Source organism: Actinophytocola sp. KF-1 (assembly GCF_054661535.1).
Map to the genome: position 1 here is coordinate 195072 of NZ_BAAFVK010000010.1, position 19244 is coordinate 214315.

Annotated in this window: 20 protein-coding genes and 1 pseudogene; 7 read left to right on the forward strand and 14 right to left on the reverse strand. The window is 71.4% G+C overall.

Going from position 1 to position 19244, the window contains the following annotated elements; all coding sequences use genetic code 11:
* Positions 1 to 28: 28 nt before the first annotated feature.
* Positions 29 to 436: pseudogene (locus ACYQ77_RS29055) on the reverse strand (dienelactone hydrolase family protein); the annotation flags it as partial.
* Positions 433 to 1284 carry a class I SAM-dependent methyltransferase gene (locus ACYQ77_RS29060; RefSeq protein WP_459716756.1) on the reverse strand — a complete coding sequence of 284 codons (852 nt, stop codon included), beginning with the start codon at positions 1282 to 1284 and terminating at the stop codon, positions 433 to 435. The pseudogene ACYQ77_RS29055 and the gene ACYQ77_RS29060, both read right to left, overlap by 4 nt.
* Positions 1285 to 1317: 33 nt before the next feature.
* On the opposite strand from ACYQ77_RS29060, the gene ACYQ77_RS29065 reads away from it, so the two are divergent.
* Positions 1318 to 1830 (forward strand): RNA 2'-phosphotransferase, encoded by a 513-nt coding sequence (locus ACYQ77_RS29065; protein ID WP_459716758.1) that lies wholly within the window; start codon positions 1318 to 1320, stop codon positions 1828 to 1830.
* A 99-nt stretch (positions 1831 to 1929) separates the two neighbouring features.
* Here the strand turns inward: ACYQ77_RS29065 and ACYQ77_RS29070 are convergent, their stop codons facing one another.
* Entirely contained in the window at positions 1930 to 2430 is a 501-nt protein-coding gene (locus ACYQ77_RS29070; RefSeq protein WP_459716759.1) for a hypothetical protein, read from the reverse strand.
* A 557-nt stretch (positions 2431 to 2987) separates the two neighbouring features.
* On the opposite strand from ACYQ77_RS29070, the gene ACYQ77_RS29075 reads away from it, so the two are divergent.
* On the forward strand, positions 2988 to 3395 hold the full coding sequence (locus ACYQ77_RS29075; RefSeq protein ID WP_459716761.1) for a DoxX family protein: 408 nt from the start codon (positions 2988 to 2990) through the stop codon (positions 3393 to 3395).
* Here the strand turns inward: ACYQ77_RS29075 and ACYQ77_RS29080 are convergent, their stop codons facing one another.
* A complete protein-coding gene (locus ACYQ77_RS29080; RefSeq protein WP_459716762.1) occupies positions 3396 to 3767 on the reverse strand; it encodes a hypothetical protein in 372 nt (123 codons plus the stop codon).
* Positions 3768 to 4175: 408 nt separating this feature from the next.
* Here ACYQ77_RS29080 and ACYQ77_RS29085 point away from each other — a divergent pair, with 408 nt between their 5' ends.
* The gene (locus ACYQ77_RS29085) at positions 4176 to 5054 is read left to right on the forward strand and encodes an ABC transporter substrate-binding protein (RefSeq protein WP_459716764.1); all 879 of its coding nucleotides are present in this window, start codon (positions 4176 to 4178) and stop codon (positions 5052 to 5054) included.
* Here the strand turns inward: ACYQ77_RS29085 and ACYQ77_RS29090 are convergent.
* The 6 genes from ACYQ77_RS29090 to ACYQ77_RS29115 form a co-directional block, all read right to left on the reverse strand.
* Positions 4999 to 5694, reverse strand: coding sequence for an SRPBCC family protein (locus tag ACYQ77_RS29090; protein WP_459716765.1), 696 nt, complete (start codon positions 5692 to 5694; stop codon positions 4999 to 5001). The genes ACYQ77_RS29085 and ACYQ77_RS29090 overlap by 56 nt on opposite strands.
* Positions 5691 to 6260, reverse strand: coding sequence for an ArsR/SmtB family transcription factor (locus tag ACYQ77_RS29095; RefSeq protein WP_459716767.1), 570 nt, complete (start codon positions 6258 to 6260; stop codon positions 5691 to 5693). Before ACYQ77_RS29095 ends, ACYQ77_RS29090 begins: the two co-directional genes overlap by 4 nt.
* A 580-nt stretch (positions 6261 to 6840) precedes the next feature.
* Positions 6841 to 7638, reverse strand: a complete 798-nt coding sequence (locus tag ACYQ77_RS29100) for an IclR family transcriptional regulator (protein ID WP_459716768.1) — start codon at positions 7636 to 7638, stop codon at positions 6841 to 6843.
* Between the two features lie 130 nt (positions 7639 to 7768).
* The gene (locus tag ACYQ77_RS29105; RefSeq protein WP_459716770.1) at positions 7769 to 8419 is read right to left on the reverse strand and encodes an iron-sulfur cluster assembly protein; all 651 of its coding nucleotides are present in this window, start codon (positions 8417 to 8419) and stop codon (positions 7769 to 7771) included.
* Positions 8416 to 9456 carry an amidohydrolase family protein gene (locus ACYQ77_RS29110; RefSeq protein ID WP_459716771.1) on the reverse strand — a complete coding sequence of 347 codons (1041 nt, stop codon included), beginning with the start codon at positions 9454 to 9456 and terminating at the stop codon, positions 8416 to 8418. Before ACYQ77_RS29110 ends, ACYQ77_RS29105 begins: the two co-directional genes overlap by 4 nt.
* Position 9457: 1 nt before the next feature.
* A complete protein-coding gene (locus ACYQ77_RS29115) occupies positions 9458 to 10492 on the reverse strand; it encodes an NAD(P)-dependent alcohol dehydrogenase (RefSeq protein WP_459716772.1) in 1035 nt (344 codons plus the stop codon).
* 128 nt (positions 10493 to 10620) lie between these two features.
* Here ACYQ77_RS29115 and ACYQ77_RS29120 point away from each other — a divergent pair, with 128 nt between their 5' ends.
* Together ACYQ77_RS29120 and ACYQ77_RS29125 are read left to right on the forward strand one after the other, a co-directional pair.
* Positions 10621 to 11277 carry a YqeB family protein gene (locus ACYQ77_RS29120; RefSeq protein ID WP_459716773.1) on the forward strand — a complete coding sequence of 219 codons (657 nt, stop codon included), beginning with the start codon at positions 10621 to 10623 and terminating at the stop codon, positions 11275 to 11277.
* A complete protein-coding gene (locus ACYQ77_RS29125) occupies positions 11274 to 12248 on the forward strand; it encodes a hypothetical protein (RefSeq protein ID WP_459716774.1) in 975 nt (324 codons plus the stop codon). Before ACYQ77_RS29120 ends, ACYQ77_RS29125 begins: the two co-directional genes overlap by 4 nt.
* On the opposite strand, the gene ACYQ77_RS29130 is transcribed toward ACYQ77_RS29125, so the two are convergent.
* Positions 12160 to 13326, reverse strand: a complete 1167-nt coding sequence (locus ACYQ77_RS29130) for an MFS transporter (protein ID WP_459716775.1) — start codon at positions 13324 to 13326, stop codon at positions 12160 to 12162. The genes ACYQ77_RS29125 and ACYQ77_RS29130 overlap by 89 nt on opposite strands.
* Positions 13327 to 13421: 95 nt before the next feature.
* Here ACYQ77_RS29130 and ACYQ77_RS29135 point away from each other — a divergent pair, with 95 nt between their 5' ends.
* Both ACYQ77_RS29135 and ACYQ77_RS29140 read left to right on the forward strand, forming a co-directional pair.
* Entirely contained in the window at positions 13422 to 13925 is a 504-nt protein-coding gene (locus ACYQ77_RS29135) for an Lrp/AsnC family transcriptional regulator (RefSeq protein WP_459716776.1), read from the forward strand.
* Between the two features lie 505 nt (positions 13926 to 14430).
* Positions 14431 to 15252, forward strand: a complete 822-nt coding sequence (locus ACYQ77_RS29140) for a hypothetical protein (protein ID WP_459716777.1) — start codon at positions 14431 to 14433, stop codon at positions 15250 to 15252.
* On the opposite strand, the gene ACYQ77_RS29145 is transcribed toward ACYQ77_RS29140, so the two are convergent.
* From ACYQ77_RS29145 to fxlM, 3 genes are read right to left on the reverse strand one after another with little or no spacing between them, the layout of a single operon-like run.
* Positions 15212 to 16657 (reverse strand): pyridoxal phosphate-dependent decarboxylase family protein, encoded by a 1446-nt coding sequence (locus tag ACYQ77_RS29145; RefSeq protein ID WP_459717036.1) that lies wholly within the window; start codon positions 16655 to 16657, stop codon positions 15212 to 15214. The two genes, ACYQ77_RS29140 and ACYQ77_RS29145, sit on opposite strands and share 41 nt — an antisense overlap.
* A gap of 17 nt (positions 16658 to 16674) precedes the next feature.
* Complete coding sequence (locus ACYQ77_RS29150) at positions 16675 to 17991, reverse strand: MFS transporter (protein ID WP_459716779.1); 1317 nt, start codon at positions 17989 to 17991, stop codon at positions 16675 to 16677.
* A gap of 12 nt (positions 17992 to 18003) precedes the next feature.
* Positions 18004 to 19224 carry a methyltransferase, FxLD system gene (gene fxlM / locus ACYQ77_RS29155; protein WP_459716781.1) on the reverse strand — a complete coding sequence of 407 codons (1221 nt, stop codon included), beginning with the start codon at positions 19222 to 19224 and terminating at the stop codon, positions 18004 to 18006.
* Positions 19225 to 19244: the final 20 nt, after the last annotated feature.

Sequence of the window (19244 nt, forward strand, 5' to 3'; positions counted from 1 at the left end):
TCGCCTCGTCGAGGTTCCTCGGCAGGAAGCCGTAGTTGGCGGACACCGCGGCCATGGTGTGCACGGAGAGCAGCGCGAACCCGCCGCCCATGCAGAACCCGATGGCGCCGACGCGGCCTGTGCAGTCGGCCGACGACACGAGCCATGTCCGCGCGGCCTCGATGTCGGCGAACGCCCTGCCCTTGCCCGCGACCATCGCGACCATCGTCGACACCAGGCAGCGCCGCGCGCCGCCCTGGCTGTACAGGTCGGGCGCGAGCGTCAGGTACCCCATGCCCGCGAGCCGGTCGGCGTGCTTGCGCATCTCCTCGTCCAGGCCCCACGCCTCGTGGATCAGCACGACACCCGGCCACGGGCCGGTGCCGTCCGGTCGTGCGAGGTATCCGCGCAGCCGTTGCGTGCCGTCCACGCGCGGTGGGATGTCGATCTGCGTCACGCCTTGCCATCCTGCACGGGTTCGCGCCGGTGCGCCACGGCCAGCACGGCGAGGTAGCGCCGGGCCGCGACCCCGCCGAAGTCCGCCCGGACGATGTCGGCGATGCCCGACAGCAGCGGCGCGCGCCGCTCCGGCGGCACCCGCAGGTACGGCGAGTAGGTCGACAGCAACGCGACCGCGTCGTCCGCGCTGTAGGTGGTTTCCCACTCGTACGACCGGATCACGGGCGGGGTGAACAACGCGCCCGCCCGGCTGTGCCCGGACTTGGTCTCCGCGACCTCCCACACCGCGCCGATGTCGTCGGCGGCCGCGTGCACGTCGGCGAGGACCGCCTCGGCCGTCGGTGAGAGCCCGAAGTCGATCTCCGGCGCGTACTCGCGGTGCAGCCGCTCGGAGGCCTGGTAGATGTCGTTGAACGTGCCGCCGGCGACGGTCCGGTTGGTGACGAGCACGAGCGGACGGCCCGGTTCGAGCACGTCGGCGGCCAGCCGCCACCGCACGTCCGGAGCCACCCAGTGGTAGGCGGTGGCGGAGAACAGCATGTCGTAGGTGCCGTCCGGCGCCCAGTCGTCGAAGCGCGTGACGTCGACCGTGAACGGCTGCCCCGCCAGGTTCGCCCGCGCCCGCTCGGCCAGGGCCGCGCCGGGTTCGACGGCGTGCACGCGCCAGCCGCGGGCCAGCAGGTCACGGGTCGCGGTGCCCGGCCCTGGCCCGACCTCGAGCACCCGCGCGCCGGCCGGCACCCCGGTGAGCGCGGCGATGTCGTCGAACACCGCGGCCGGGTAGCCCGGGCGCACGCGGTCGTACCGGTCCGCGATCTCGTCGAACCTCAGCCCGAGTCCGTCCATGACCGCGAGTCTGCCCGATTAGAGTCAGCGGCCATGCACGACGTTCGGCTCAGCAAACGGATGTCGCACGCGCTGCGGCACGCGCCGTGGCTGTACGAGCTGGAGCTGGACGAGGCGGGCTGGACGCCGGTTCCGGACCTGCTGGCGGCGCTCGGGGTGAGCCGCGAGCAGCTGGAGGGCGTGGTGCGGGAGAGCCCGAAGCAGCGGTTCGAGGTGGCCGGCGACCGCATCCGCGCCCGCTACGGGCACAGCGTGCCGGGCCGTATCGCCGGGGTGCCGGGGACACCGCCCGCCGAGCTGTACCACGGGACGTCGGTGTCGGCGGCCGACCGCATCCTGCGCGAGGGGCTGCTGCCGATGCGGCGGCAGTACGTGCACCTGTCGGTGACGCGGGAGATGGCCGAGTCGGTCGGCAGGCGCAAGGGTGCGCGGCTGCGGGTGCTGACAGTGGACACGCCCGCGGCGCGGGCCGCGGGCGTGGAGTTCCTGCGTGGCAACGAGATCGTGTGGCTGGCAACGCACGTGCCCGCCACGTTCCTGCGCTAGGAGAGGCGGCCGGCCAAGGCCCGCGGCACCGGTTCACCGGGGGACTGCGAACCGATGGCGCGTCGAGTCAGGCCGTGGCCGACCGCCTTCGCTGCCCGGTCACCTGGTGGGGGAGTCACCGGGCTTGATGTTGGTGATCACCGGTTGCTGCGGCGGGACCGCGTGCCGGGGCGGCGTGGTGCCGGCGGCAGGCGGCTGCGGTGCCGTGCGCGGGTCGTGCGACACCGGCGTGCCCGCAGGCGGTGTCACCATCGTGTCGGTGTTGCTGGCCACCGGCTCGTGCCGGTGGTCCTCTTCCTTGCGGAGCTGTTCGGCGAGCTCGTCACGTTCGCGGGCGGCGGCCTTGGCCTCCTTGCGCGCCTCGCGGTAGCGGGCACGGTTCTCCCGGGCCCTGCGCCCCGCGGACAAGATCATCGACAGCCCGATCAGGAAGACCGCCGCGACCACGAGGCCGGCGACGAACGCCTGCATCACGGTCACGTCGGCGATGTCACGGCCGAAAAGGTTGACGGCCTGTTGTTCACCACCGGTGTTGTAGGCGATAAGCAGCACTCCAACGGCGCCACTCAGCACCACCAGCAGCAAGCCGAGGACTAGCATGCTCCTGCACCTCCTTGGAAGCCTTCTGGTGAGCTGGTACCCACTGCGAGTGCCCGTCAACCATCTCTCCGTGAAATCCCCAGTGACCGACTTGGTTCAGACCACAACGCGGGTTCCTGGCCCCACGACGACGTCCGGGTACGACCGCGGTCGCGCCACCGGATCACCACACGGGGCGTCCCACCGTCCACAAGGGACCAATCAAGCGTCCATCGCGTAGCAGATGTTGACGCATGTGACGCGCCCCGGATTCAACCTGAGCGCGTCCATCAGCAAGCCTCTGACCTGCGAAAACGCCGCCCCAGTACGTACGTGAACCCCCACCCGTTCCCGGGGGCCACCCGCCATGCCAGTCTACCAGCGGGTACCGACAATTTCGGGCCGCGGCGGGAAACTGTGGATAACCGGGTGACCTGTGGACAACTCGCCGCCGGGGGGCGGCCTCCGCCGGTCCGGGTTCCGCTCCTCGAACGCTGGCTCCGCGGATCCCGGCGCGTTCATCACCGACAAGTTTTTTTGTCTTGACAACTTCTATTGTCGGATGCGAGCGTAAGGGCATGCACAACACAGCCACTCGCACTCAGTCAGCCACCGCCTCGACCGCTCGCGCCGGTCAGGTCATCAGCCTTGTCGCGGCCGCGTTCCTGCTGTTCGACGCGGTCATCCACGTGCTCGCGATCGGGCCCGTCGTCGAGTCGTTCGAGCAGCTCGGGTTTCCCGCCTGGCAGGCCCTGCCGATCGGCGTGGTCGAGCTCGTCTGCCTCGCGCTCTACGCGGTTCCGCGCACGTCGGTGCTCGGCGCGGTGCTGCTCACCGGCTACCTGGGCGGCGCCGTCTGCGCGCACTTCCGCGCCGAGTCGCCGCTGTTCTCGACGACCTTGTTCCCCGTCTACCTCGGCATCGCGGTCTGGGCAGGGCTCTACCTGCGCGACGCACGCGTCCGCGCACTCGTCCGGGGTGCTTGATCAGTCCTCGTCACCGGTGCGGCGGCGGCCGATCAGGAACATCACGAAGCCGACCGCCGCACCCGCCGCGGCCACCTCGACCCCGAGGGTCAGGCCGAGCGCGACCAGCACGACAGCGAACACCAGCACTCGCACCAGCGCCTCGCGCAAGGTGGGTGCCCAGTCACCGACGACCCGTTCCGCGACACGTAAGAACCGGTCCCGGCTCGCCGGGCGAAGCGCGTGCTTCGCCGGGTGGCGCGGGGCCGGACTCGTCACCGGCTCCGGCTCGGCGTCAGCCGCGAGCCAGACGGTCCTGCGGACCGGCCGCTCCACGTCCGATGATCTTCCTTCTTCTGGTGTCATCGTGGTCTCGGGCCTTATCCTGGTCACCGTTTCGTGCTTTTCCTCTTCGTCCTCATGCAACGGGGCACGCCTGGGGGCACGAAACGATTCACGTGGCTCCCTGTTCCAGCAGGGAGCCACGTTCGGGTCAACCGCCTCCGAGCCCAGACGTTCCCGTCCATCTTCTCTTATCGATCTTGTTATTCCGCCGTGACCCGCCCGGTGAGCGATGAACGGTGCGTATAAATCGTTGAGCGGACAGCTACACCCGGTCAGTCGGATTCGGTGCCGATGCAGCTGCACATGCATACGTCGAGTGCGTGTTCACCTGCGAAGTCGCCACTCAAAACTCGACCGGGTGACTCCGAGGCCGTCACCAACGGGTGGCGAGGTGATCGCCCGCACACTCACGTTCTGTCACGGATTTGTCAGCCCGCCGGACGTACGCTGAGCGCCATGCGCGTCGTCTCGCTGCTGCCCGCGGCCACCGACATCGTCGCGACGCTCGGCCGCGCCGGCGACCTCGTCGGCCGCACGCACGAGTGCGACTGGCCCGCCGAGGTGGCCTCCGTGCCGGTGGTGACGTCGAGCTCGATCGCGGCCGACCGGACCAGTCGCGAGATCACCACGGCCGCGAGCCACCACGGCTCCGGGCTCTACGGGCTCGACGCCGCGTTGCTCGCCGACCTCGCGCCCGACCTCGTGCTGACGCAGGACCTGTGCGACGTGTGCGCGGTGTCCTACCGCCGGGTGTCGGACGCGGTGCGCGCCATGGACGCCGGCCCACGCGTGCTCAGCCTCGAGCCGTCGACGATCGCCGAGGTGCTCGACTGCGTGCGCGTGGTCGGTGACGCGCTCGGCGTCCCCGCCGACGACCACGTCGCCGCCCTCACCGCTCGCCTGGCAGCGGTCAGGCAGGCCGTGGCCGGCCGACGCCGACCTCGGGTGGCGGCCATCGAGTGGCTGGACCCGGTGTGGCCCGCGGGTCACTGGGTGCCGGAACAGATCGAGATCGCGGGCGGCGTGCCGCTGCTCGCGTCGGCCGGTGCGCACACCGGACCGTCCACCTGGGAGTCCGTTGTGGACGCCGAGCCGGACGTGGTCCTGTTGCTGCCGTGCGGTTTCCCGCCCGAGCGCACGCTCGCCGAGCTGCACCTCGTGCCCGCCCTACCGAACCTCTGGGTCCTCGATGGACCGTCCTATTTCAACCGTCCGGGGCCGAGGGTCGTGCGCGGCGCGGAGGTGCTGGCGCACGTCCTGCACGGCGTGGACTTCGGCGTCACCCCGGAAGAGGCCCGTACCGTTCGGCCCACCACGCGTGCCAGCGGTTCGTGAGGTCGGCGAGCTGGTCGTCGTCGAGTCCGTAGGTCGAGAGGACGGCCATGGCGACGCCGTCCGGCTTGGCCTCGGTGGGCGGGCAGGACGCGACGACGAGGAGACCGCCGCCCCACGCGTCGACCGTGACACCCAGCTGGTTGTCGGCGCGGTACCACGGTTCGGTCGTGACCTTCTCGCCCACGAGGTCGACGACGGCGGCGGCACCGAGACCGAGGTCGGCGGCCAGGTCGCGGCCGTTCTTGTTGGGGCTGTTGAGGAAGACGGTGCGGCGGGGCGTGCCGGGCTGCCGTTCGACGGCGAAGCGGAGCTGCTGCAGGAAGGTGGTCCAGCCCTCGGTGATGTCGTCGTAGTAGGCGTCCCAGTCGGGGTTCACGCCGCGGGGCGCGCGGGTGAGCGTGACACGGGTGCCGTCGCCGTCGGGTTCGAGGCGGATGAGGTCGCCGTCCTGGACGCTGAGGGTGCGGGCGGCGGGGTCCTCGGTGACGTGCTCGAAGTAGATGAGGTCGATCTCGGCGTCGAGGCCGTCGAACTCCCAGCCGTGCCAGTGGCGGATGGTGTCCTTGTCGCGCAGGGCGTGCCAGACGGCGTCGACGGGGGCGGCGACGGTGACCTCGATGCGGGGCGGTTCGTCGGTCATGGCGTTCCTCGCTGTTCCGGGGCGGGGTGGCCGCCCGCGATCATCCGGTAGGGGCGGCCGTCGGGGGTGTCGAAGCGGGCGACGACGGCGCGGACGGCGGCGGCCAGCTCGTCGGTGAAGGCGTGCACGTCGGCAGGCTGCCCGAAGCGGACCTCGGCCTCGATGGTGAAGGTGAGCAGCCGCTTCGCCTGCGCGCCCGCGGCGGCCTGCATGCGGGCGACGTCGCGCACGGTGGCGGCGGCGACGGTGACGAGGTGCTCGGCCGCGTACTGGTCGTGGACCCGGGTGAACTCGCCGTCGATGACCGTCGGATCGACGACGAGCGCGCCGGGTTTCGTGCGGAGGATGCGCTCCGTGCAGCCACGGCGGGGACGTTCCTCGACGAGTTCGAGCAGGCCGGCGTCCTCGAGCGCGCGCAGGTGGTAGTTGACGCGCTGCCGGGGCATGTCCAGCGCGGCGGCCAGCTGGGTGGCGGAGGCGGGCTCGCGGAGGCGGGCGAGCAACTGCCGCCGGATCGGCGAGAGCGCCCGCCGGACCTTCTCCGGCTCGTCGAGGTAGGTGGCCACGGCTCATGGTCGCAATTGACAGATTTTTTTGTCAATAGACTTGAGCGATTGGTCGTCGGCAGCGGGGTTGTCCACAGGCAAGATCGACATCTGGGTGGTTGTCGGTGGTCACCGGTAGACTGGACAGCGGGGTGCCCCCGGGAGTGGTGGGGGCTGCCCGTACGTCCTGGGGCCGCGGTTTTCTTTCGGTTTTCCCAGGTCAGCGGTGTCCCGGGTTTGTGGTTGACCTTGTTGTGGGTTTTCCCTCCGGGGGGTCCTCGCCGGACGGGCTGGTCTCCGGGATGGCGGCAGGTCGGGCACGGGGCTGGGTTGGCAGGGACTGGTGTCCGTGGTGGTGCCTGCCATCCCGTCGACCTCCCACGGGGCTATCACACCGCGTCAAGGGGGCCCGGCGGCTTTGGGCATGGGGCTGGGTTGAGCTTCGGGCCCCCTTGACCCGGTGTGATCGGGCTTCGCCAGGTCGACGGGATGGCAGGCACCCCTCAGGGGGTTCTGGGGCTTCGCCCCGCTTCGCGGGGTCCGGGCGCTGTGCGCCCGGCATGGTGGATCGTGTGGGAATGTGAGGCGAACGCCGGGCGGCTCAGACCCCGCTGACCAACGACGGCCGGGTCGCGAGTAGGTGTGCGAACCGGGCCGCGCCGGCGCGGGCCGCGCGCTCGAGATGCCAGCGGCGCGCGTGGAACTCGGCAGCAGGGACGGAAAACGCCACCGCGCCCGTCACGCGGTTCTCGGCGTCCAGCACCGGTGCCGACAGGCACGCCAGTTCCGGTTGGAACTCCTCGATCTCCAGCGCCATCCCCGCCCGCTCGACGTGTTCCAGCTCCGTGTCCAAGTCAGTCGCCCGGACCGTCGTCCTGCCGGTCAGTCGTGGCATGCCCGCGCCCGCCAGGTAGTCGCGGCGCTGGCGCTTGGGCATCGACGCCAGCAGGACCTTGCCGAAGGCCGTGGCGTGCGCCGCCTCGTGGAAGCCGAAGTCGAGTGGGGTGGCCCGCGGGAACTGCGGGGAGTCGGCGACCGCGGCCACGACGATGTCGGTCTCGCGGAACACGGTGTAGTACGCGGCGGCTTCCGCCCTGCGGTGCAGGCGGTGCAGCTCGTCCTGGAGTTCCTGGCCCACGTCCAGTTCCGCGCACAGGCGCTGGTACAGGCTCCCGACCTTGTACCCGAGGCCGAACCCGCGGCCGTGACCCAGCCTGATCAGGTAGCCCTCGTGCACCAACGTGTTGAGCAGGTGGTACGTCGTCGACAGGTTGTAGCCCGCGCGCCTCGCCACGGCCTTCGCCGTGATGCCGTCGCCTGCTGAGCCCACGATGTCCAGCACCCGCAACGCACGCTGCGCGGAACCGATGAGCCCGCTGGTGTCGCGCGGTTCGGTCACCGACGCACCTCCCCGTGACGGCAGGGTGGCGCACCTCGTCATGCGCCACCCCGCCGACACTACGTCAGAGAACCGCCCGGCAAAAGGTCCGACATCCCATCGACGGGTATTCACGAAAATGTAGAACGATTTAGTTGGCGACTGCCTCCGGGTACCTCGTGTGCAACAGTCCCCGGCAGAACCCCGCGTTGCCCTCGATGCTCACCCGGACGGACCGCGCGTACCGCAGTCGCAGCGGGGCCTCCGCCACCGGGATGGCCTCTCCCCTCTCGTCGAGCAGCAGCGGGGATTCACTCGAACAGTCCAACCCCAACGCTGCCCGGCGCCGCAGCAACGACGTCAGCGCCGGGGACGCGGGCACCTCGCCGAGCGTCACGCCCGCCGGGTCCGACAGCCGCATGCACAGCCGGTCCAGGCTCGCCAGGTACGCCTTGCGCTGGAACACCAGCCGCAGCTCGTCCAGCTCGTCCACCGCCTCGCCCGGGAACGCACCCGTGAAGCCCGCCGACGCCGCCACGCCCGCGTTGATCTCCTCCGCGGCGAAGTGGTCCGCCAGCCGGACGTCCACCGACGTCACCGACGGCAAGCCACGCACCGCCTCGTAGGCGTCCGCCACCATCAGGTACGCGAAGTTCGGTGCGCAGAAGTACGTCGGCAGCCGGAGCCGGACGTGGGCGTGCCCCTGCACGACCGCCGCCTCGCTGACGAAGCCCAGGTCGGTGATCGGCTGGTCCAGCTCCGGATCGACGACCGTGCCGAGTGCGTCCCACAGGGCGCTCATGCGGGGACCTTCGGCGCCGAGCCCACGGCCTCGCCCGCGTCGGCGGTCGAGGACGGCAGCGCCAGCTCCGGTGGCACCTCGATGTCGTACAGCTTCGCCGCGTTCAGGCCCAGGACCTTCTTCTTGATCTCCACGGTCAGCGGCGCGTACTCGCCGAGCATGTCCTCGGGGATCTGGAAGTCCACGAACTTCTCGATCAGCCACCTCGGCGTCCAGATCGCGTAGTCGCTCGCGAACGTGATCCGGTTCTCGTCCAGCCAGTACAGCAGCTCGCCGATGATCTGCGCGAAGTACCTCGGGCGGGAGTGGATGAACGGCAGCGCCACCGCGAGTCCACCGTAGACGTTCGGTTCCTGCGTCGCGATCCAGCAGAAGTCCTCCAGCCTCGGCAGGCCGACGTGCTCGACGATGAAGTTGAGGCCGGGGAACGTCGACGCCACGTCGTCCACGTCCGCCACGTCGAAGGCGTCCCGGTTGAGCGGGTAGATCGTCGGTCCCTTGTGGATGTGGATGTTGCGGATGCCCAGTTCCTCGCACTTCTCGAGGTACCGGTACGACCACGGGTCGGTGAGCTTCCAGCCCTTCGACTCACCCTTCCACTCCGCCGTGTACAGCTTGACGCCCCGCAGGTTCCACCGCTGCGACAACGCTTCCAGCTTGTCGAGCCCGGCCTCGCCGTCGCGCGGGTCCCACGAGCCGTTGACGATGAACCGGTCCGGGTGTTTCTCGGCGAGCACGCCGTCCTGCTCGGTGGTGTTGAAACCGTTGACGTAGAAGTCGGTCAGGTACGTCGGCTGGAAGATCGCCCTGTCGACGTGGCCGACCTCGAACAGGTCGTGCAGGATCCGTTCCTCCGACTGCTGCCAGAACTCCTCGAGCGTCCACACCTCGGACTCCGGCGAGAGGTTCCTGTGGTAGTCGTAGAAACAGTTGATGAAGCCCTCGCCGTAGCGGTTGGCCTGGTTGGACGGGCGGCCGTCCCAGAAGTGGATGTGGCTGTCGACGACGAAGTACTTCTGTCCGTCCTTCTCGTACATGTCAACTCCGTTCCGGCACGAGGATCCCGCGCCCCTGCAGCCGTCCGTTGTCGAGGTCGTCCATGGCCTCGTTGACCGCGTCGAGCGGGTAGGTCTTCGTGTGCAGCGAGACCTTGCCCTGCGCGGCGAGGGTCATCAGCTCCGCGAGGTCGTTGTACGAGCCGACGAGGTTGCCGATCACGTTGATCTCGCTGGAGATGATGTCGATGGTCGGGATGTCGACGTGCCCGCCGTAGCCGATCACGAAGTACGACCCGGCCCGGCGCAGCATCGCCACGCCGTCGGCCTCCGTGCCCTTCTCGCCGACGAAGTCGAACACGATGTGCGCGCCTTCGCCGCCGGTCAGGTCCATGACGGCGTCGACGTGCTGCCCGTCGGCGACGACGGTGTGCGCGGCGCCGTAACCTTTCGCCAGGTCGAGCGCGGCCTGCGACCGGTCGACCACGATCACCTCCGACGGCACCATCGCGGCGAGGCACTGGATGCCGATGTGCCCCAGCCCGCCCGCGCCGATCACGACGACCCGCGTGCCCGGGTACAGCATCGGCACCGACTTGCGCACCGCGTGGTAGGCCGTCAGTCCCGCGTCCGCGAGCGCCGCGACGTCGGCAGGCCGCAGCGACGGGTCGAGCTTCACCACCGAACGTGCGTTGGTGAGCAACAACTCCGCCATGCCGCCGTCGGAGTCGATGCCGGGGAACCGCGAGTTCGCGCAGTGCACGTCGTCGCCTGCCCGGCAGGCACGGCACAACCCGCAGGTGGCGAGCGGGTGCAGGATCACCGTGTCCCCCGGGGCCACTGTGGACACCGCGGAGCCGACGGCGCGCACCCACCCCGCGTTCTCGTGCCCGATGGTGTACGGCAGGGTCACCCCGGACTTCTCCGCCCACTGCCCCTCGACGATGTGCAGGTCCGTGCGGCACAGCCCGGCGCCGCCGATCTCGACCAGCACGTCCAGGGGGCCCGCGACCGCCGGCTCCGGGACCTCCTCCACCACCGGGCGCTTGTCGTACTCGTGCAACCGTACGGCTTTCATCACCGCTCCCTCTCCTGGCGTGTTTCCCAGCGTGGAACCGCTGCCCACCACGGTCAACGCGCCAGATTTCACCGGCGTGGAATAGGGCCGCCGATTTCACGGAGCGACAAAACGGCACAATGGTCGTCGTGGGGGACGAACGGATCTCCGAGAGCACGGGCACGCGACTGGTCAGGTGGGCAGGCCTGCCGGTCGCGGGCGCGGTCGTGGTCTGGCTGCTGAAGCTGCTGGCGAACTGGGCCGTGACGTGGCCGTGGGCCCCGTTCCGGGGGCCGATGGAGCTGGTCGACTCGGTCCCGGAGCCGTGGGCGACCGTCGGCGCGCTCGGCGTCGGCCTCGTCGGCGGCCTGGTGCTGGCGCTGATCGCGCACGGCGAGCGGCTGGACGTCACCGTGTCGCCCGGCCACGTCCGGCTGGTCGGCGACGAGTACGACGAGACGTTCGCGCGGGACGACGTCAGCGCGGTGTTCGTCGACCGGAACCAGCTGGTGCTGCTGGGTTCCGACACCGGGGAGCTGGTCCGCCGGCCGTCCGAACTGGACGTCGCGGCGCTGCGGGCCGCGTTCACCCGGCACGGCTACCCGTGGCGCGACGGCGACCCGCACGCCGGCGAGTACCGCAGGTGGGTGCCCGGTGTCGAGGGCCTGCCGCCCGGCGCGAACGCGTTGCTGACCGCGCGGGCGAAGAACCCCGATGACGCCGACGAACTGCGTGCGGAGCTGGCCAGGCTCGGTGTGATCGTGCGGGACGAGAAGCGCAAGCAGTACTGGCGGCCGGCCCGGTGAGTGACTGGGCACGGGTCCGCGCGCACCTGCGCGCCCACCGCTACGAGCTGGCGGTGCGGGCCGCGGACGAGTTCCCGGACGTGCCCAAGGTCGCCGGGACTCCCCTGCTCACGACCCCCGCGTGGGTGCCGGACGCGCCGATCCCGTTGTCCGCCTTGACGATCGCGATGGCCGACGCGCCACCGGTGGACCTGCCCGCCGCCTCCGGGCACCCGGACTTCCCGAGCTACTCGGCCGCGATGGCCGCACTCGACGCGCCGGCGGTGTTCGAGAACCGCCCGACGTGGCGGCTGCTCGACGCATCCCTCGCCGGGCCGGAACCGCGGCTCGTGTTCGGCGACGGGACGTACTTCGACAGCATCGACACCGGTGAGGCGGCCGCGCACGAGTACGCGGCCGGCGGGCCGGCACCGTTGCGCCAGGCGGTCGGCGACCCGACCGACCTGGCGAGGCGCCCGGCGAACATGGCGATCAGCGCGCTGACGATCCGCCGGGACGACGACGGCGACACCTTCCTGCTGCACTGGCGCGACCCGGCCAAGGTCGGCCACGCGGGCGGGCTGTACCAGGTGGTGCCGGTGGGCGTGTTCCAGTCGTCCGGGCCGGACGACTTCGACCTGTGGCGGTTCCTGCTGCGCGAGTACGCGGAGGAGGTGCTCGGCGAGCCGGAGGTCACGGCGCCGGACTACGCGACGTGGCCGTTCGCGGTCGCGATGACCGGCAACCCGGGGGTCGCCGCGCACGTGCTCGGCCTCGGCGTGGACCCGCTGACGTTCGCGACGGACCTGCTGGTGCGGGTGGTCGTCGACGCGCCGGTGTTCGACGCGGTCCTCGGTGCGCGGGTCGCGGTCAACGACGAGGGCGCGGTGACCGCGCGCCCGTTCACCGCCGAGGCGATCGAGGGCCTGCCGATGCAGGCAGCGGGCGCGGCTCTGGTGCGGCTGGCGCTGGCCGCCGGTACAGGACGGTGAGCGGCAGCAGGGCGAGCACCGCGCCGACGACCGTCACCAGCGCGTAGCCGCCGAGTCCGAAGAGGACACCGGAGCCGAGGCTGGCGAGCGCGGACGTGCTCCACACGACGGCATCGACCGCGCCCTGCACGCGCTGGTCGGAGGTCGCGCGGGACAGCAGTGCGGACCCGCCGACGAACACGAGGTTCCAGCCGTACCCGAGCAGGAACATCGCGACCGACAGCCCGCTCACGTGCCCGACGCCGAACGCGGTGACCGCGGCGAGCAGGAGCAGCGCGACACCACCGAGGATGACCGCCCGGCCGCCGAACCGGTCCGCGAGACGCCCGGACAGCGGTGCCAGCGCGAACATGCCGATCATGTGGACGGAGAGCACGACCCCGAGCACCTCGAGCCCGTGGTGGTGCGCCTCCAGTTCCAGCGGCGTCATGGTCATGACGGCGACCATGGTCAGCTGTGCGCACACCATCGAGACGAGCGGCGTGACCACGGCGGGCGCCCGCAACGCGGCGAACGACGTGCGGCGCGCGGGCGGCGCGGGAGTGCGGCGCAGGGTCGTGGTCACGAGCAGCGCACCACCGGTCATCACGAACGCCACCAGCATCGGCCCGGCGAGCGAGGGCAGCCCGACAGTGCCGGCCAGCGCGGCGCCGGGCGCGATCAGGTTGGGCCCGACGACCGCGCCGACCGTCCCGGCCCAGACGATCAGCGAGATCGCGAACCCCTTGCGGTGCGGCGGAAAGGCCTCGGCGGCGAGGTAGCGGGAGAGCTGCGCCGCGCCGTTGCCGAGCCCGAGCAGGAACATGCCGGCGATCAGCAACGCCATGGCGGTACCCGCGGCGAGGGCAGCGCCGGTCATGGCAGCGCCGTACGGGAAGAGCAGCGCGGTCTTGCTGCCCCGCAGGGAGATGAGGTGCCCGGCGCCGAGCGTGCCTGCGGCGGTACCGAGGACGCCTGCCGCGCCGGGGAGGCCGCTCCACCCGTCACCGGCGGTGTGGGAGGCGATGAGGGTGGCGGCCGTGCTGGCCCCCGCCATGGCCGTGTTCATGGCGGCGACACCGACGAAGAGGGCTTTCATGGTGACTCAGCGTAGGTACCGATGTCGCCGGTTCGAAGGGGTTTTCGCAGGCATACTGGGGGTCCGACCGTTCGTCCGGAAGGAATGCGGGCCCCATGACCTTTCGATCGGAAAAACCGCTGGACGCCGTGGACTGGCGGCTGGTCGCGGAACTGCAGGCGGACGGGCGGCTGTCGTACAAGGAGCTGGGGCGGCGGATCAACCTGTCGGCCCCCGCGGTGGCGGAACGCGTCCGGCGGCTGGAGGAGTCCGGGGTGCTGACCGGGTACCGCGCGGTCGTCGACGCACGGCGGGCCGGGTACCCGATCCTCGCGTTCGTGCAGATGCAGTGCAGCCTCGGCGCGTGCCTGCTGAAGACCAGCACGGCGGGCGACTACCCGGAGATCGTGGAGGTCCACAAACTCAGCGGCGACCACTGCACCATGATCAAGGTGCGCGCAGCGTCGCTGGCACACCTGGAGGGCCTGTTCGAACGCCTGGGCAAACACGGCGAGATGCGCACCTCGGTAGTGCTGTCCACCCAGTACGAGGGCAGGGCGGTGGAACCCCCGGTGGACGACTTCCTGCACGCCACCCCAGCAGAAGGCTGGCAAGCCTGACGCAGAAGCAGGGCAAAGCCCCCAACACCCCCTGAGGGGTGCCTGCCATCCCGTCGACCTGGCGAAGCCCGATCACACCGGGTCAAGGGGGCCCGAAGCACGACCCAACCCCATGCCCAAGCCGCCGGGCCCCCTTGACGCGGTGTGATAGCCCGTGGGAGGTCGACGGGATGGCAGGCAGACAACGGACACCAGTCCTTGCCAACCCAACCCCGTGCCCGACCCGCTGCCATCCCGGAGACCAGCCCGTCCGGCGAGGACCCCCCGGAGGGAAACCCAGGCAAGGCACACCACCAAACCCGGGACACCAAGATCAACCGCAGCCTCCGGCCCCCCGAAATCCAGCGTACCGACCACCACCGACAGAAACCGGCGGCACACCCCGGTTGTCCACAGCCCGACGGCGCAGGACGACCTGCCCGTGGAAGGCGTCCTGCGTCATCACCGGGATGATCGTCGCGATTTTCTGTTATGCCAACTGGCACAAATGCGCTATGGTCCACCCGTGAACGAACCGAGGAAGCGCGGGCGGCCGAGGAAGAACGCGGACGCACTCGCCAGGTGGACCCCGCCGGAAGGCTGGTCACGGCTGGTCGCCTGGCTCTCCCCCGAGGAGAAGAAGGCGCTCAAGCACGTCGCGGTCGAGGCGGAGGTGTCCGTCGCCGACCTGGTGCGGGCGCTGGCGAGCGGGCTGGCGAGCGGGGCGATCACGCACGACGAACTGGTGGGCCCTGTCGCGAAGGGAAAGTCGGTCATGGAGAAGATCCCCACGCTCTTCGAGCGGGACGACAACTTCCACGTGGTGAACCGCCCGCGTGCCGAGTGCGCGTGGGTGTTCGAGGGAGCGGGCGTCGGCACCGAGAAGCTCGACGGCACGAACGTGCGCCTGACCGTCCGGTCCGGGCAGCTGGTGCGCGTCGAGAAGCGGCGCAACCCCAGCAAGGAGCAGAAGAAGCTGGGCATCGTCGACGGCTGGTACGTCGACACCGCGGAAGGCGCGGGCGAGGACAAGTGGATCCTGGCGGCCGCCGGCAACACCGACGTCACGGGCTGGCCGGACGGCGAGCACCCGTGCGAGGCGCTCGGGCCGCGCATCCAGGGCAACCCGCTCGGCCTCGACGACCACGTGTGCGTGCCGTTCAACACGGCCGCGCCGACGCTCGACGACGTGCCCCGCGACTACGACCAGCTGTGGGACTTCCTGGCACAGCTGGAAAGCCGCTACGCGCCGGGGCACCTCGCCGAGGGCATCGTGTTCCACCACCCGGACGGGCGGCGCGCGAAGATCAAGCGGAAGGACTTTCCCCGGAACGCGGCCGCGGCGTAGGCGTGTAGAGCACGCCGAGGAACTCGACCAGCAACCGTTCCCGCAGGCCGGGGGGCGCGGCGCTCAGCATGGTGTTGATCTCCGCCATGCGCTTCGGGGTGCCCGCGCCCTCCAAGCCCGCCATCGCGAGCAGCCCGGCGAACTGTTCCGACGTCAGGCCCGACGGGTCGAGACCGGCGATCGCGGCCATCAGCTCCGACGGCAACGACACCGGGCCCGCGGCACGGGCGGCCGACACCGCGTCCGCCAGGTCCGCGAGCAGCCCGGCCTCGCTGCCGTGGTTGGCGGCCGTCACGGTCAGGTGCAGGTTCGCGGGCGAGGACTCGAACCCGAACTGCGGCTGCAGGTACCAGCCGCGCTCGGTCATCTCGTCGGCCACGGTGAACACGTCGAACCCGTCGTCGGCGGCCACCACCGACAGCAGCGTCGACTGCGGCGTGCCCTGGATCCGCAGGCCCTCGATCTCGCCGATGCCCGTCCGCAGCGTGCGCACCGCGGCCAGCACCGTCGCCGCGAGCGACCGGTAGCCGTCGTCACCGACGTGGTTGAGCACCGCCCACGCCGCCGCGAGCGGACCACCGGACCGCGTCGACTGCATGGTCGAGTTGAGCATCGTGTAGCCGGGCCACGCCGCGCTCGCGAAGAACTGCGTCCGCCGCAGGTCGGCGGACGCGTGCAGCAGCACCGACGTCCCCTTCGGACAGTAGGCGTACTTGTGCAGGTCCACCGACAGGCTGGTCACGCCCGGCACGGACAGGTCGAAGTCCGGCACAGGCTCGCCGAGCGCGCGGAAGTACGGCAGCACCCAGCCGCCGATGCAGGCGTCCACGTGGCACCGGACACCCCGCTCCGCGGCGGCCGCGGCGATCGGCGGCACCGGGTCGATCACGCCGTGCGCGTACGACGGCGCGCTCACCACCACGAGCACGGTCCGGTCGTCGATGGCCGCGGCCATGGCAGCGGGGTCGGCGCGGAAGTCCGCGTCCACCGGCACCGTCACGGCCTCGACGCCGAAGTAGTGGGCGGCCTTGTGGAACGCGGCGTGCGCGGTCGACGCGAGCACGATCTTCGGCCGGTCGAGGTCGGGCCGCGCCGCACGGGCGGCGTGCACGGCGAGCATGCAGCTCTCGGTGCCACCGGACGTCACGCTGCCGACGGTCCCGGCGCCGCCGCCGAGCAGCGCGGCCGCCGCGGCGACGACGTCGTTCTCCATGCGCAGCAGGCTGGGGAACGCGGTCGGGTCGAGACCGTTGGCGGAGCCCGCGAGCGCGTACGCCCGCGCCGCCAGGTCGTCCACACCGGACAGCCCGCTGTCGTACACGTACGCGAGCGTGCGGCCGCCGTGGGTGGGCAGGTCGCCCGCCCGCATGGCGCGCAGCTCGTCGAGGACCTGCTCAGCCGGCAGGCCCGCGGTCGGCAAACTCACGAGAGCAACTCCTTGCGCCGCAACAGAGGCAGCGCGGCCAGGGTGAACAACGCGGGCACCAGTGCGACGCCGGTGATCACCGCGACGACCGCGCTCGACGGCTGTGCCACCGTCTCGCCGGTCGAGGACACGTACCCGCCGACGGCGAGGATCCCGCCGTACAGCGCGGGGCCGAGCGCGAGGCCGAGCGTCTCCCCCGCGGTCCACACACCCGCGAAGACACCCGCCCTGACCTGCCCGGTGCGGCCCTCCTCGCGCCCGATCACGTCCGCGAGCAGCGACAGCGGGAACACCTGCAGGCCCGCGTACCCGACGCCGGCCACCGCCACGAACAGCACGATCAGCACCGGCGGGAACACCCGCGCGCCGAGCACGCCGAGCAGCCCGGCGGCGAACACGACCGTCGCGACCACGTACCCGGACCGCTTGCCGCGCCTGCCCCCGACCCGTTGCCACAGCGGCATCACGAGCAGCGCGGGCCCGACGAACGCGGCGAACAGCAACGGCTGCCACGACTTGTCGCCCAGCCCGACGCGCGCGAGGTAGTCCACGCCCGCGAGCAGCGTGCCGATGCCGACGGCCTGGATGACGAACGCGGTCAGCAGCACGCGGAACGGCGGGCAGTCCCGCACGGCCGCGACCGTCTCCCGCCACCCGGCGACGGACGGCAGCGGCGGCGCGACCCGCGTGCGCGCGGTGCCGAGGAACACCCCGACCGCGCCGACGACGATGAGCACGCCGACCGCGATGCCCATGACCCGGTACCCGGCGAGGCCGCCGACGGCGTCGCGGACCGCGGGCGCGCCTGCGCCGCTGATCAGGATCGCGACGGCGAGCACCGCGATCCGCCACGCGGTGATGCTCGTCCGCTCCGCCGGGCTGGTGATCAGCTCGGCGGGCAGCGCGTTGTAGGGCACTTGGAAGAACGCGAACGCGGTGGCGCACACCAGGAACACGAACGCGACGTACAGCGCGTCGACCGCGGGCGAGCCGGTGTCCGGGCCTGCGAACAACGCGGCGAACGTGATCGCGAGCGCGATGCCGCCCCACAGCAGGTACGGCCGCCGCGCGCCCAGCTTCCCGGTCGTCCGGTCGCTGATCCGGCCCGCGATCGGGTTGAAGACGACGTCCCACGCCTTCGGGAGCAGCACCAGCAGCCCGGCCACCGACGCGCCGACGCCGAGCGTGTCGGTCAGGTACGGGAGCAGCAGCAGACCCGGCACGGTGCCGAACGCGCCGGTCGCGAGCGACCCGAGCGCGTAGCCGAACCGCGTGCGGACGGTCAGCTCCGGAACGTGAGAGGTTTTCGTCATTGCGGCGGCAGCCTACGTTCGGGACCCGGCCGCGTCCACCCCGGACCCCGGCCACGAGAGCGCGAGCACACACTGGCCCTTCTCCAGCACGACGTCCCCGGGGGCACCGGTCGTGCCGCCCGGGTAGGCGTCGATGCGCAGCCCCTCGGTGCCCGGCCTGCCCGCCGCCTCCCACGCCTGGACGTGCGCGCGGAGGTCGTCGGCGACCTGCGTGTTGCCGTGCGCGTGCACGGTGAGGTCGTCGCCGTCGACGCCGATCAGCGCAAGCCCGTCGTCGGCGAGGATGCCCGCGGTGGCGGCGGCCTCCTGGGCACGCATGGGCGCGGCCGCGAGCCGGGCGGGATCCGCGTCGGCCTTCTCGGACAGCGCGCACCAGCGGGGTTCGTGCACGGCGAGCCACAGGGTGAAGCCGTCGAAGAGCTGCAGGGCGCTGGGCGCGGCGCCGATCGTCTCGACGTCGGGGGTCTCGGCGAGCACGTCGACGAGCGCGTCGCCGTCGACCTCGCGGGCCACGGGCAGGTTGAGGGTGAGGTCCGTGGCCGGGTCGAGGACGTAGGTCTTCTCCGGCCCCGCGAACCGGCCGCGCATCCGCATGAACCCGCACAGCACGGTCGACCTGCTGGTCCAGTGGTCCCCCTCGCGCTCGAACGCGACCGAGCGCTGCACGCCGTTCAGGTCGAGCGGCACCACGAGGCGGCCGTCGGGGGTCAGCTGGTCCAGCCACGCGGGCGCGAGGTCCCACACGCCGACGGTCGCGATGATCCGGTGGTACGGGGCGCGGTCGGGGTGGCCCAGCGCGCCGTCGCCGGTCACCACGACCACGTCCGGCAGGCCGGCGGCGTCGAGGTTCTCCTTCGCCCGCTCGACGGTGTCGGCGTCCAGGTCGACGCTGGTGACCTTGCCCCGCTCGCCGACGATCGTGGCGAGGAGCGCGGCGTTGAACCCCGTGCCCGCGCCGATCTCGAGGACCCGCTGGCCACGGCGGACGCCGAGCTGGTCGAGCATCAGCGCCATGATCATCGGCTGGGACGACGAGCTGATCGGACGGCCGTCGGCGTCTCTCTTGGTGACGATCGGCTCGTCCCGGTAGGCCGCGTCCGGCGGCAAGTCGGGCAGGAAGAGGTGGCGCGGCACGGTCCGCAGCGCCTCCGCGACCAACGGGTCGGTGGCGGCACCGTGCCCGCGGATGTAGTCGAGCAGTTCCTGCCGCAGGGTGTTCAACTCACCGGGCAACTCCGACCTCCTGTCGCTGT